At 69.6% G+C, this 12,883-nt stretch carries 15 protein-coding genes; 8 read left to right on the top strand and 7 right to left on the bottom strand.

The annotated features are described in order from the left end of the window. Positions 1 to 4: 4 nt before the first annotated feature. Entirely contained in the window at positions 5 to 1,093 is a 1,089-nt protein-coding gene (locus C0481_RS14945) for an efflux RND transporter periplasmic adaptor subunit (RefSeq protein ID WP_293405176.1), read from the bottom strand. Positions 1,094 to 1,184: 91 nt separating this feature from the next. On the opposite strand from C0481_RS14945, the gene C0481_RS14940 reads away from it, so the two are divergent. Next, positions 1,185 to 1,826 (top strand): TetR/AcrR family transcriptional regulator, encoded by a 642-nt coding sequence (locus C0481_RS14940; RefSeq protein WP_293405175.1) that lies wholly within the window; start codon positions 1,185 to 1,187, stop codon positions 1,824 to 1,826. Here C0481_RS14940 and C0481_RS14935 read toward each other — a convergent pair. Next, a complete protein-coding gene (locus C0481_RS14935) occupies positions 1,823 to 3,160 on the bottom strand; it encodes a GAF domain-containing protein (protein WP_293405174.1) in 1,338 nt (445 codons plus the stop codon). The two genes, C0481_RS14940 and C0481_RS14935, sit on opposite strands and share 4 nt — an antisense overlap. Further along, positions 3,157 to 3,630, bottom strand: a complete 474-nt coding sequence (locus tag C0481_RS14930; protein WP_293405173.1) for a hypothetical protein — start codon at positions 3,628 to 3,630, stop codon at positions 3,157 to 3,159. Before C0481_RS14930 ends, C0481_RS14935 begins: the two co-directional genes overlap by 4 nt. A 160-nt stretch (positions 3,631 to 3,790) precedes the next feature. Here C0481_RS14930 and C0481_RS14925 point away from each other — a divergent pair, with 160 nt between their 5' ends. Both C0481_RS14925 and C0481_RS14920 read left to right on the top strand, forming a co-directional pair. Then, positions 3,791 to 4,486, top strand: a complete 696-nt coding sequence (locus C0481_RS14925; RefSeq protein WP_293405172.1) for a hypothetical protein — start codon at positions 3,791 to 3,793, stop codon at positions 4,484 to 4,486. Between the two features lie 76 nt (positions 4,487 to 4,562). Next, the gene (locus C0481_RS14920; RefSeq protein WP_293405171.1) at positions 4,563 to 5,426 is read left to right on the top strand and encodes a dienelactone hydrolase family protein; all 864 of its coding nucleotides are present in this window, start codon (positions 4,563 to 4,565) and stop codon (positions 5,424 to 5,426) included. A gap of 156 nt (positions 5,427 to 5,582) precedes the next feature. On the opposite strand, the gene fghA is transcribed toward C0481_RS14920, so the two are convergent. Next, complete coding sequence (gene fghA, locus C0481_RS14915) at positions 5,583 to 6,416, bottom strand: S-formylglutathione hydrolase (protein WP_293405169.1); 834 nt, start codon at positions 6,414 to 6,416, stop codon at positions 5,583 to 5,585. Between the two features lie 38 nt (positions 6,417 to 6,454). Here fghA and C0481_RS14910 point away from each other — a divergent pair, with 38 nt between their 5' ends. After that, positions 6,455 to 6,982: a GNAT family N-acetyltransferase gene (locus C0481_RS14910; RefSeq protein ID WP_293405167.1), complete on the top strand. Its 528-nt coding sequence runs from the start codon at positions 6,455 to 6,457 to the stop codon at positions 6,980 to 6,982. Here C0481_RS14910 and C0481_RS14905 read toward each other — a convergent pair. Further along, positions 6,979 to 7,566 (bottom strand): GNAT family N-acetyltransferase, encoded by a 588-nt coding sequence (locus C0481_RS14905; protein ID WP_293405165.1) that lies wholly within the window; start codon positions 7,564 to 7,566, stop codon positions 6,979 to 6,981. The genes C0481_RS14910 and C0481_RS14905 overlap by 4 nt on opposite strands. Positions 7,567 to 7,697: 131 nt before the next feature. On the opposite strand from C0481_RS14905, the gene C0481_RS14900 reads away from it, so the two are divergent. After that, the gene (locus C0481_RS14900) at positions 7,698 to 8,282 is read left to right on the top strand and encodes a beta/gamma crystallin-related protein (protein WP_293405163.1); all 585 of its coding nucleotides are present in this window, start codon (positions 7,698 to 7,700) and stop codon (positions 8,280 to 8,282) included. Between the two features lie 41 nt (positions 8,283 to 8,323). Beyond that, a complete protein-coding gene (locus C0481_RS14895; protein ID WP_293405161.1) occupies positions 8,324 to 8,701 on the top strand; it encodes an META domain-containing protein in 378 nt (125 codons plus the stop codon). 1 nt (position 8,702) lies between these two features. Here the strand turns inward: C0481_RS14895 and C0481_RS14890 are convergent, their stop codons facing one another. Together C0481_RS14890 and C0481_RS14885 are read right to left on the bottom strand one after the other, a co-directional pair. Beyond that, positions 8,703 to 9,092, bottom strand: a complete 390-nt coding sequence (locus C0481_RS14890; RefSeq protein WP_293405159.1) for a DUF202 domain-containing protein — start codon at positions 9,090 to 9,092, stop codon at positions 8,703 to 8,705. A gap of 77 nt (positions 9,093 to 9,169) precedes the next feature. Continuing rightward, a complete protein-coding gene (locus C0481_RS14885) occupies positions 9,170 to 10,024 on the bottom strand; it encodes a LysR family transcriptional regulator (protein ID WP_293405157.1) in 855 nt (284 codons plus the stop codon). Positions 10,025 to 10,135: 111 nt separating this feature from the next. On the opposite strand from C0481_RS14885, the gene C0481_RS14880 reads away from it, so the two are divergent. Both C0481_RS14880 and C0481_RS14875 read left to right on the top strand, forming a co-directional pair. Then, positions 10,136 to 11,293, top strand: coding sequence for an isovaleryl-CoA dehydrogenase (locus C0481_RS14880; RefSeq protein ID WP_293405155.1), 1,158 nt, complete (start codon positions 10,136 to 10,138; stop codon positions 11,291 to 11,293). Further along, on the top strand, positions 11,290 to 12,882 hold the full coding sequence (locus C0481_RS14875; protein ID WP_293405153.1) for a carboxyl transferase domain-containing protein: 1,593 nt from the start codon (positions 11,290 to 11,292) through the stop codon (positions 12,880 to 12,882). The genes C0481_RS14880 and C0481_RS14875 overlap by 4 nt, the downstream gene beginning before the upstream one ends. Position 12,883 lies beyond the last annotated feature (1 nt).

The following is a 12,883-nucleotide window of genomic DNA, read 5'->3' as shown; positions in this document are numbered from 1 at the left end:
CGGCTCACTTCTCCGCCGAGACCAGGTTCAGCTGCTTGGGATCGACGACCTGCACTTTCTCGCCGTCGTCGATGAAGCCGGCGCCGGCGGTGATCACCCGCGCCCCGGCCGGCAGGCCCGAGACCAGGGCGTCGTCGCCGTCGAAGCCGCCGAAGCTGACCGGCCGCCGGCGGGCGACGTCCTTGTCGACCACGAAGACGAAGGCGCGTTGGCCGTCGGCCTCCAGGATCGCCTCGGCCGGCACCCGCGCCATCGGCGTGGTCGGCGCGGCGCCGACGCTGATGTCGGCGGTGGCGATCTGGCCCGAGCGTAGCGGATGGGCGCCCAGCAGCTCGATCTCGACGTCGACCGCTCCGGTCTGGGGCCCGGCCCGCTCACCCACCCGGCTGACACGACCGGGCACGACGGCGGGGAGACCGTCGATGCGGACGCTGGCGCTCTGGCCGACGCGAACGCGGATCACGTCGCGATCGGCCAGGGGCGCGCGCAGGGTGAGCGGACTGGATTCGTCGGCGATGCGCAGCACCGCCTGTCCGGGTTGCACGACCTCGCCGGCCTGGGCTGTGCGTTGCAGCACCACGCCGCCGGCGGGCGAAACCAGCTGGGCCCAGCGACGGTCGAAGGCGGCCGATCCGGCCCGGGCCTGGGCCGCGCGCAGGGCGCTTTTGCGGTCGTCCAGCCGCTGAACCGAGATGAAGCCCTTGTCGAACAGCGCCTGGTCGCGGGCCAGGTCGCGGCGGGCGCGTTCGACCTCGACGTCGGCCTGGGTCTGGGCGGCGGCCACCCCGGCCGGATCGAGGCTGGCCAGCACCTGGCCGGCCCGCACCACATCGCCGTCGTCGACATTCAGCGCGGTGATCACCCCGCCGATGCGGAACGACAGGGTCATTTCGCGCCGCCGCTCCAGCGGGCCGGTGGTGGTCAGGATCGCGCCGTCTGAGGGGCTGCGCACAGCGACCGCCTCGACCGCCGCGGGCGGCGGGGCTTCGGCGGTCTTCGGGGCCTTCGAACAGGCGGTGGCGACGGCCAGGCTGGCGGCCGCCGCCACTCCGGCGCGCACGAGGCGTGGTCTCACAAAACGCCTGATACGCACCGGTGTCTCCAATTATCAATCAGTGATAGGTGATCAGTGATTGATAATGTGCGATTGTCAAGCGACGACGGCTTATGACAGGCATGCAGGAATGAATGCGCCGAGCTCACGTTCGCCCCGCAAGGCGAAGGGCCAAGGGGCCGAACGCCGCGAGGAAATCCTCGCGGCGGCGCTGAAGCTGTTCACCGAATTCGGGATCTACGCAGTCTCGACCCGCCAGATCGCCCAGGCGGTCGGCATCTCGCAGCCGACCCTTTACGCCTACTTCCCGACGAAGGATGATATCGGTCACGAACTGCAGGATCGCGCCTTCGCGTTGCTCGCCGAGAAGCTGGCGGCTGGAGACCACGGCCCGATCGTCGACCTCGACGGCGTCGTCCGGATGCTGCGCATCTATGTCGACTTCGGGCTCGAGAACCCGGACATGTACCGGATCGGCTTCATGTCCGAGGGGCAGCACGTCGGCAAGCTGCGGCACGAGCCGAAGGACGTGGCCCTGTTGCCGGCGGTGCAGTCGACCTATGGGGTGCTGCGCGGCGAACTGGCCAAGCTCCAGGCCCGCGGGCTGACCATCGACCTCGACATCGAAACCCTGACCCAATGCGCCTGGTCGGGAATGCACGGCCTGGTCTCGCTGATGATCGCCAAGCCGGGCTTTCCATGGTCCGAGCGCGAGCACCTGATCGCCAGCCAGCTTCGCGTCATCGCGCGGGGGCTGTGGCGCGGCGACTAGGCGGAGGGCGCCGTCTCCAGGCGAGGGACGCCGTCGAGCTCCAGGCGGATCTGGCCGCGCCCCGGCCGCGCGAGCCGGATCGGCGCGGCCTTCTCCTCCAGCCGCCGCCGCAGCAAGATCAGCCGGGTCTCCAGATTGTCCTTTAGGCCCGGTAGGCGGAGCGAGGCTTCCAGCCGGATCTCGCGATTGGTGAAGTCGCGGCGGCCGGTCTGCGCGAACACCGTCAGCAGGTGGAACAGCAGCCGTCCCGGCACGCCCTTGATCAGGTAGGCGTCGTCGAGGAACAGGCTGTCGTCGTGGGCGAAGTACCTGATCCGGATTTCGCCGCCACCGACGGCAGGCGCGCTCTTCGCGGCCGCCGTCTCCGATTCGCGGGCCTCGAGTTCGGCCAGGCGCAGGCTGGCCGCGAGCTGACCGCCGATCAACATCATCGCCTCCTCGTCCTCGGGGCCGAACCAGAAGCGCTCGGCGGACTCGGCGAACAGCACGCCCTGCACCTTGCCGCGGCTGACCATCGGCGCGGCCAGCTGGCTCTGCGGCTGGTTCAGGCCGGGCAGGGCGATCAGGCGCTCGGCGTCGAGGGTCGAGGTCGCCCGGACCGCCGCGACCATGCGTTGGCCGCGGCTCATGTCGCTCAGCCGCACCGCCTGTCCGCTGGCCGCGGCGATGCCGATGGCGCCTTCGCCAAGCGTAACCTCGGCCCCCGCGCCCCCCTGGGCGTAGCCGCGGCTGGCGAGGGTAGCCAAGCGGCCGCCGTCGTCGTCGAGCATCAGCAGCATGGCGTTGGCGAACCCGAACGCGCTCGTCAGTCCGTCGATCGCCGCGTCGATCATCGCCTCGGCGTCGGATTGCGCGGCGATTGCGGCCGCGACCTTGGCGGCCAGGGCCAGCCGGTCCTGGGCCGCTGGCGGCGCGGCCCCGTCGGCCAGCATCGGCGGCCCCGGTATCGCCTGGCATTCGCTGACCCGGTAGAGCTCGGCGCTGCGCAGCACCATCGCCTCGCCGACCCCATGCTGAGAACTGATGGCGGTCAACTGCGCGGACATCTTGGCGAACACGGCGCCCTCGGTCAGCGAGGCCCGATGCTCGACGTCGAGCGCGAATTGCTCGCCCGTCCGACCGCTGACCACCAACACATGCGCCCGACCGGTCGCCGCGACATTGGCGGCGGTCTTGGAGAAGAACTGGTTCGACAGCGCCACGTGCTCGTCGTCCACCAGATAGACCTGCGAGAGATACGAGACGTTCGGCTGTCCGGCGGCGTCCAGGGTGGCGATGATCGACGGGATCACGCCTTCGAAACAGTCGCGGATGCTGGCCAGCGACACCTTCATGCGTCGCGGTCCGGCAGGCGTTCGCCGGCATGGGGGCCGGGTGTCTGGCGAAAGGCCATGGTCGGCGCCAGGCGCAGGGTCATCAGATCGCCGCGTCCAAGCCAGTGGGCCATCTGCTGCGGCTGGACGCCGAGCGTTGTCAGCGCCTGCGATACCCGGGCGACGTAGCGGTCGGCGGCGGCGATGTCTCGGGCGTCGGCCGGCGCGATCGAGACCAGCTCGCCCTTCAGCTGGAACGTGCGGTAGTCGTTGGGCTGGACGAAGGTGAAGGCCAGCGGGGCTCCGGGAGCCAGGCCGCTCAGCGCCTCGCCCCACTGGGCGGCGGGGGTGAAGATGTCCAGCGTTTCGCCGTCGGGCGCCGCGCGCGCGCCCAGCGCCCGCCCCAGCGCCGGCAGGCCCGCGGCGCTCCTGGCCGCGAACACCATCATCACCGGCTCCTGCAGCAGGGCCGTCAGTTCCGCATCGATCACACCGGTTCCCCTGACGTGAAACCTAGCTCGATAGCGTTGTTTTAGGAACGGCGTTCGCCGCTTAGGAACCATTTAGGATGAGACGCCGGCAGGCCAGGCGTAGGGAGCGCGCAACAGCCAATCGCGCCGCCCTTCGGACGGCCTAGCCACGAGACGCTCCATGACCAGCACCGACCTCCTCGCCCTCTCGACCGCCCGCCGCTGGGACATATACGGCCCCGTCCATAAGGGCCTGCGCCAGGCCCACGGCGCGATGGCCGCGCGGCTGGGCTCGGCCGACTACGCAGCCGACGTGCGGCCCTTGCTCGCTGACTTGCGGGCCCATCTGGAGATCGGCGCCCAGCACCTGGCGCACGAAGAGGATCATATCCACGCCGCGTTGGCGGCCCGCGCGCCGGACGCCGTCGCGACGCTGGAGGACCAGCACGAGCATCACCGGGCCCGCTTTGCGGCGCTGGACGCGGCGATCAAGCGGCTGGAGCACGGCGACGCCGCCGATCGTCCTGGTCTCGGCCGGGTGCTCTATCTCGAGTTCAGCGCCTTCGTCGCCGAGGACCTGTTGCACATGTTGCACGAGGAGACGGTGACCTGGCCGCTGCTCTGCGCCCAGTTCAGCGACGACGAGCTGATGACGATCGAACAGGCGATCATCGCCTCGCTGTCGCCGGACGAGACCCTTGCGACGATGCGGATGATGCTGCCGGCCATGAACCCGGACGAGCGCACCGGCCTGCTGACCGGCATGAAGGCCGGCGCTCCGCCGCAGGCCTACGCGGCGGTCATCGAGCACGCGGCGCGCCCGACCCTGCCGCGGGCCGACTTCGCCGAACTGGAGCGCCTGGGCCTGGCGGCCTGAGGCCGAGCTTCCCTATCCGACACATCCGCGCAACAAATGCTGCGCTCCATGGGCTGGAAAATAGGGAGGTGACGCCATGTGCGACGACGATATCCACCAGGGTCTGATCGAGGACCCCACCGTTTCGCGCCGGACGTTCGGCCTGATGACCGTGGCGGCGGCCGGCCTGACCGCCGCCAGCGCGCACGCGGCGGTTCCGGTCGTCGAGAAGGACGTTGAGATCAAGACCCCGGACGGCGTCGCCGACGCGGCGCTCTACTATCCGGAAGGCAAGGGGGCGTGGCCGGCCGTGCTGCTGTGGCCTGACGTCGTCAGCCTGCGCCCGGTGTTCCGCGAGATGGGCAAGCGCCTGGCTGCCTCCGGCTACGTGGTGCTGGTTCCCAACCTCTACTACCGGGTCAAGAAGGCGCCGGTGGTCGACGGCGCGTTCAACTTCGCCAACCCCGACGACCGCGCCAAGCTCGGGCCGCTGCGGGCCAGCGTGACCCCGGAAGGGACCGACCGCGACGCCGTGGCCTACCTGGCCTTCCTCGATGCTCAGCCGCAGACCGACAAAAAGAAGAAGGTCGGCACGCAGGGCTACTGCATGGGCGGGCCGCTGGCCTTCCGCACGGCCGGCGCGGTTCCCAATCGCGTGGGCGCGGTGGCCAGTTTCCACGGCGGCGGCCTCTTCACCGACGCCCCGACCAGCCCGCACCTGGTGCTGCCCAAGACCCACGCCGAGTACATGGTCCTGGTCGCCGACAACGACGACAAGCAGGACCCGGCGGCGAAGGAAAAGCTCAAGGGCGCCCTCGACGCCGCCAAACTGAAGAACCGGGTCGAGGTCTACGAAGGCGCCGCCCATGGTTGGACCGTCAAGGGCAGCCAAGTCTACAACGAGCCGGCTGCCGAAAAGGCCTGGGCTGAACTGCTCGACCTCTACAAGCGCGCGCTCTAGACCCTTTCCGGTTCAGGCGGGATCGCCTGAACCGGACAAAAATGGTCTATCTTCAAATATTTAGAGCGTGACGGCCGCTTCAAGCGGCTTCCACTTGAAGCCGTCACGCTCTAGGCGCTCGCGGTCGGCGGCTCGGCCGCCGACCGCCCCGCCGGGCTAAAGCCGGGCGGCGTGCCAGGCGATGTGGTCGCCGACGAAGCTGGTGATGAAGAAATAGGAGTGGTCGTAGGCCTCCTGCATCCGCAGGGTCAGGGCCGCGCCGCCCTCGGCCGCCGCCGCCTGCAGCAGTTCGGGCTTGAGCTGTTCAACCAGGAAGCTGTCGCCGCCGCCCTGATCGACCAGGATCTCCCGGCCGCGCGCCTTGCCGGCGGCGATCAGCAGCGCCGCATCGTGTTCGGCCCACGCGGCCTCATCGGGGCCTAGATAGGCGCCCAGCGCCTTCTGCCCCCACGGGCACCGGGTCGGCGATGAGATCGGCGCAAACGCCGAGACGCTTCGGAACAGTTGCGGATGGCGCAGAGCCAAGGTCAGCGCCCCGTGGCCGCCCATCGAGTGACCGAAGATTCCGCGCCGCCCGCCGTCCAGCGCAAAGGCCTCTTCCGCCGCCGCGATCAGGTCGGCGACGACGTAGCTCTCCATCTTGAAGTGCGGCGACCAGGGGGCCTGGATGGCGTCGACGTAGAAGCCGGCGCCTTGCCCAAGGTCATAGGCCGGATCGTCGGCGACGCCCTCGCCACGCGGGCTGGTGTCCGGGGCGACGATCGCCACCCCCGCCTTAGCCGCATAGGCATAGGCGCCGGCCTTGGTGGTGAAGTTGTCCTCGGTGCAGGTCAGGCCCGACAGCCAGATCAGGTAGGGAACCGTGCCCGTCACCCCGCCCGGGATGAAGACCGAGAACCGCATCGGCGTCCCCGTCGCCTCGCTCTGGTGGCGGACGTAGCTCAGCGTCCCGCCGTGGACCTTGTGCTGCTGAAGAATTTCGACCGGCATGGGGACCTCCTGACTGACCTGGGTCTATAAGCCGACCGATGACCGAGAAGCGAGCCTCCCTGCGTCCCCTGACCGCCGCCGACATGCCGGCGGTCGCCGCCCTGCAGCTCGTCGCCTTCGCGCCGCTGTTTCACGAGCCGCAGGAGATTCTGGCCAGCCGCCTGACCGTGGCGCCGACCCTCTGCTGGGGCGCGTTCGACGGCGAAGACCTGCTGGCCTACATCCTCAGCCACCCATGGCCGGCGGCCAGCCCGCCGCCGATCGGCACGACGCTTGAGCCGCCGCCGCCCACCGACAACTGGTTCATCCACGACCTGGCCATAGGCCCGGCCGCGCGAGGCCTGGGTCTTGGCCGCGCCCTGGTCGGCGCCGCATCCGGCGCGGCGCTCGACGGCGGCCTGACCCGCGGCGATCTGGTCGCGGTCCAGGGCGCCTGGCGGTTCTGGGAAAAGCTCGGCTATGCCGCGCGGGACGACCTGCCCGAGCCGCTGCGCGCCAAGGTCGCCGGCTATGGCGAGGACGCGCGCTACATGACCGCCGACATCGCCCAGCTGAAGGTCGGCTAGATCAGCGGCACATGCCCGGCGGAATCCCTGGGCGCCAGGTCCAGCAGCCGCGGGTCGTCGGCGATCTCCACCTGCCGGCGGAACGGCGTGAAGCCTGAGCGGATGTAGAACGCCAGCGCGCCGGGATGGTCGAGACTGCAGGTGTGCACCCAGAACCGCTTGATAGGCGCGGCCCAGGCTCGCTGCACCGCGCGGTTCATCATCCAACGCCCCGCGCCGCCGCCGACCAGTCCCGGCGACACGCCGAAGAAGGTCAGCTCGCACTCGCCCGTTGTCCGGAAGTCGAGCTCCAGGATGCCGACGCCCTCGGGCGCTTCTAGCCGATCGACCTCGACGCCGGGCGCGCCGATCTCGGCCGCGAGATCGGCGTCGGTCATCAACAGTCGCGAGAACCACAGCCAGTCGCGGCCCACAGCCGAATAGAGTTCGCGGTACTCGGCGACGCCTGGCGTTTCCAGCCGCCGCAGCGTCCAGCCGGCGCCGTCGGCCTCGGCCCGCAGCGGCGGCGGCGCGTGCATCTCCAGGGAGGTGACGATGGTGGCGATCTTGCCCGGCGCCACGTCGTGATAGCCGTCCGTCAGCATGGCCGCTCCTCTGTACTGAACCTTCGCGGACCACGCCCGCGCGGCGCTCACTTGTCAACGCGGCGCCGCGGCCGGGAACTACGGCTGCGCTTGTCCATTAGAGTCGGCGACGGGCATTTTGGGAGGACTGCATGTTGTCTCGGATCATCCTGGCCTCCGCCGCCCTGCTGGCGGCGGCCGCGCCAGTCTCGGCCCAGGACCGCATGGCGCCCAACGCCCAGCTGTTTTCGGGAACCGACTATCAGGGCCGCAGCCTGACGATCACGCGCGAGACCCCGGTGATCCCCGCCACCTGGTCGCCGCGCAGCATTCGCATGGGCGGCGGCAGTTCCTGGGAGGTGTGCGAGCTCCCGAACTTCCGCGGCCGTTGCACGGTGTTGAGGGGCTCCAGCGCCAATCTCCAGGCTCAACTCGGCGTCAGCGGCGTGCGCTCGATCCGCGCCGCCGCGGCTGCGCCAACGCCCCTGCCGCAACCTGTTCCCGGTGGCGGCGGGCGATCGCTGAAGGGCATGGCCGCCGAGTTTTTCCCCGCGCCTGAGGTCCGCGGACGCCGCGTCGAAGCCTGCAACCGCGAAGGCGGCGCCGCCGCCTGCATCACCCGCGAGTCCGACAACTTCTGCAAATCGATTGGGTACGCCGGATCCAGGAACGGAGCGGCCCAGACGGTTGGCGGGCGGATCTATCTGGCCGATGTGCTCTGCTCGCGGTGGCGGTAGTGCGCGCGGCCTTGTTTGGTTTGGGTTTCGCAGGCGTAGTCATGTCCGCCTGCGCGACCGCGCCGTCGCCGCCTTCCTCCGGCGGCGGCGGCGCGCTGGTCGGGTCTGAATGGCGGCTGGAGGACCTGCTCGGCGGCGGGATCATCGATCGCTCGCACCTCACCCTGACCCTGGCCAAGGATGGCTCCGCCGCCGGCTCTGGCGGCTGCAATCGCTACTTCGGAACCTGGACCCAGACCGGCGACAAGCTGACGATCGGCAAAATGGGTTCGACCATGATGGCCTGCGCGCCCTCGCTGATGGAGCAGGAGGGCAAGTACCTGAAGGCCCTCGAGTCCGCCTCCGCCTACAGCTTCACCGCCGACGGCGCCTTGCTGATCGCCACCGCCGCCGGGCCCCTGAAGTTCCGCAAGGACTAGGTCAAACCACTCGCCCGGCGATGCCGACGAACAGGGCGAGACCCGCGAGCAGCATCACCAGCGAGATGAACAGGGTCGGGCGTCCGAGCCGGAACTCCTCGGTGCGCTGCAGGTCCTTCAATGTCGTCCAGTAGCTGATTACGCCCAGCAACATCGACAGCGTGCCGACGCCGGCCAGGAACAACCCGACCTGCTGGGGGCTGTCAGGGTGAGCCAGCGCTTCGTTCTGCGCGGCGGTCTCCAGGAACTTGTAGATCGTGAAGCCGAAGCTCAGCATCGACAGCGAGGTGCGGACCCAGGCCATCAGCGTCCGGTCCGCGGCCATGATCGTGCGCATCGTGCCCAGATCGCTGGGCAGGCCCAAATTGCCCTTCGCTCGCGAGGCGGTCATTGCGGGTCTCCAGTCGGCCGTGGGTTGCAAGGAACCACGCGGCCGTCGCCCCGGGCATCGGGTGTATCCCTGAGCGATCAGCCCATCTCGCCGAACACCTCGCGCGTAGCCTGGACGAAGGTGCTGGGCCGCGCGGCGTCGCCTGCGTAGCACAGCCCGATCACGCGCCGCGGGGTGAAGCCCTGCAGGCCGACCCGGGCGACGCCGGGGTCGCGATAGCTGTCGGGCATGACGGTGATCCCCAGGCCGGCGCGGACCAGGGCCAGCACCTTCTCGTCGCCGGCCCCGCGGTAGCTGAAGAACGGCCGCACGCCGCGGTCGGTGAAATAGCGGCTGGTCTGGGCCAGCACCTCGCAGTGCCGGCGCACCATCATCACCTCGTCGGCCAGCGCCTCGCCGTCGACCGATTCAGCCCCGGCCAACCGATGACCGGCGGGCAGAGCCAGGCCATAGCCTTCCTCGTGCAGGCGCTCGCTGGCGAAACGCTCCGTGGACGGATTAATGGCCGTCAACGCCACGTCGACGCGGCCGCGGTCCAACAGGCTGAGCACCTCGCGCTCGGTTCCCTCCAGCAGTTCGATGCGCTCGGCGCCGGCCGGCCGGCGCGCCAGGATCTCCTCGATCACTGCGGCCGGAACGGTCGACAGCACCGCCACTCGCAGCAACTGCGCCGGCGCCGCGCCCAAGACAGCCGCCTGGGCCAGGTTGAACTCGTGCTCGATGCGGCGGGCATGCACCAGCAGCCGGCTGCCGGCCTCGGTCAGGTGCACGCGGCGATTGGTGCGGTCGAACAGTCGGGCCTGAAGCTGGCCCTCCAGCTTGGCGATGCCGGCCGACAGGGTGGGCTGGGCGACATTCTCGCGCGCCGCGGCGCGGCTGAAGTTCCCGGTCTCCACGACGGCCAGGAAGTAGCGCAGCAGATAACGGTCCATGATAGATGGCATCTATCATGTGCATCATGATCGTTCAATTTTGTGGATTGTTCAGCCGGCGCTAGTTTTGCGAGGCTAGCTCCAGACCAGCCCCGCAGAAGGCGCTCCAGAATGTCAGGTCCCAACTTCCAGTTCGGCCTCGGTGAGACCGCCGACGCGATCCGCGAGACCACCGCGCGGTTCGCCGCCGACAAGATCGCCCCGATCGCCGCCCAGGTCGACGCCACCAACACCTTCCCGCGCAAGCTGTGGCCGCAGATGGGCGAGCTTGGCCTGCATGGCGTCACGGTCGAGGAGGAGTTCGGCGGCCTGGGCCTCGGCTATCTCGAGCACGTGGTGGCGATGGAGGAAATCTCCCGCGCCTCGGCCTCGGTGGGCCTCTCCTACGGCGCCCACTCCAACCTCTGCGTCAACCAGATCCGCCGATGGGGCTCCGTCGAACAGAAGCGCCGCTACCTCCCCAAGCTGATCAGCGGCGAGCATGTCGGCTCGCTGGCCATGAGCGAGGTCGGTTCCGGCTCCGACGTCATCTCCATGCGCACCCACGCCGAGCATCGCGGCGACCGCTACGTGCTCAACGGCACGAAGTTCTGGATCACCAACGCCCCGCACGCCGACACCCTGGTGGTCTACGCCAAGACCTCGCCCGACGAGGGCAGCCGCGGCGTCACCGCCTTCCTGGTCGAGAAGGGCATGAAGGGCTTCAGCGTCTCGCCCAAGCTCGACAAGATGGGCATGCGCGGTTCCGACACCGCCGAGCTGTTGTTTGAGGACTGCGAGATCCCGGACGAGAACGTGCTCGGCCCGCTGAACGGCGGCGCCGGCGTTTTGATGAGCGGCCTCGACTACGAGCGCGCCGTGCTGGCGGCCGGGCCGCTCGGCATCATGCAGGCCTGCCTCGACGTGGTCCTGCCCTATGTCCGCGAGCGCAAGCAGTTCGGCAAGCCGATCGGCTCGTTCCAGCTGATGCAGGGCAAGATCGCCGACATGTACGTCGCCCTGAACTCGGCCCGCACCTACGTTTACGCCGTGGCCAAGGCCTGCGACGCCGGCCTCACCACTCGCTTCGACGCCGCCGGCGCGATCCTGCTGGCCTCCGAGAACGCGGTGAAGGTCAGCCTCGAGGCCGTCCAGGCCCTGGGCGGCGCCGGCTACACCAAGGAGTTTCCGGTCGAGCGGCTGGTCCGCGACGCCAAGCTCTACGACATCGGCGCGGGCACCAACGAGATCCGCCGCTTCCTCATCGGCCGGGAGCTGCTGGGCGCATGACCAAACTCGCCACCGCCATCGACAAGACGAACGCGGTCTTCCAGGCCAACGACACCCATAACCGCGCCCTGGCCGCCGAACTGGGCGAGCGCACCGCCCACGCCGCGCTCGGCGGGCCGGAACAGTCGCGCCACCGCCACGCCTCGCGCGGCAAGCTGCTGCCGCGCCAGCGGGTCGAGCGGCTGCTCGATCCCGGCTCGCCGTTCCTCGAGGTCGGCGCCCTGGCCGCCCACGGTCTCTATAAGGACGAGGCCCCCGGCGCCGGCATCATCACCGGCATCGGCCGTGTCTCCGGCCGTGAGGTGATGATCGTCGCCAATGATGCGACGGTGAAGGGCGGGGCCTACTTCCCGACCACGGTGAAGAAGCATCTGCGGGCGCAGGAGATCGCCATGCAGAACCGCCTGCCGTGCGTCTACTTAGTGGACTCCGGCGGCGCAAACCTGCCGCACCAGGCCGAGGTCTTCCCTGACCGCGACCACTTCGGCCGCATCTTCTTCAATCAAGCCCGGATGAGCGGCGAGGGCATCCCGCAGATCGCCTGCGTCATGGGCTCGTGCACGGCCGGCGGAGCCTATGTGCCGGCGATGTCCGACGAAACGGTGATCGTCCGCGGCCAGGGCACCATCTTCCTTGGCGGCCCGCCGCTGGTGAAGGCCGCGACCGGCGAGGTGATCAGCGCCGAGGAGCTCGGCGGCGCCGACACCCACGGCCGCCGCTCCGGCGTCGTCGACTATGTGGCCGAGGACGACGAGCACGCCCTGACCATCGTCCGCTCGATCGTCGCCAACCTGAACACCACCAAGCAGGTCGACCAAGACCTGCGCGACCCGCGCCCGCCGGCCTACGATCCGGCCGAGCTCTACGGCATCGTGCCCACCGACGTGCGCGCGCCCTACGACGTGCGCGAGGTCATCGCCCGCATCGTCGACGGCTCGGACTTCGACGAGTTCAAGGCCCTCTACGGCACGACCCTGGTCTGCGGCTTCGCCCGCATCTGGGGCCAGCCGGTGGCGATCCTGGCCAACAACGGCGTGCTGTTCTCCGAGAGCGCGCTGAAGGGCGCGCACTTCATTGAGCTGGCCTGCAAGCGCAAGATTCCGCTGGTCTTCCTACAGAACATCTCCGGCTTCATGGTCGGCGGAAAGTACGAGGCCGGCGGCATCGCCAAGGACGGGGCCAAGCTGGTCACCGCCGTCGCCAGCGCGGAGGTGCCGAAGTTCACGGTGCTGATCGGCGGCTCGTTCGGGGCCGGCAACTACGGCATGTGCGGCCGCGCCTATTCCCCGCGCTTCCTGTGGACCTGGCCCAACAGCCGCATCTCGGTGATGGGCGGCGAGCAGGCCGCCAGCGTGCTGGCCACCGTCCACCGCGACGCCGACAAGTGGACCCCGGCCGAGGAGGAGGCCTTCAAGGCCCCGATCCGCGCCCGCTACGAAGACGAGGGCTCGCCCTACTTCGCCACCGCCCGGCTCTGGGACGACGGCATCATCGACCCGGTCCAGACCCGCGACGTCCTCGGCCTCTCCATCTCCGCCGCCCTCAACGCGCCGATCCCGGAAACCCGGTTCGGCGTCTTCCGGATGTGAC

Origin of the sequence: Phenylobacterium sp. (assembly GCF_013822795.1) — a bacterium.
Classification (GTDB): domain Bacteria; phylum Pseudomonadota; class Alphaproteobacteria; order Caulobacterales; family Caulobacteraceae; genus Phenylobacterium.
The sequence above is the reverse complement of the archived record's forward strand: the minus strand, read 5'-3'. Positions and strand labels throughout refer to the sequence as shown.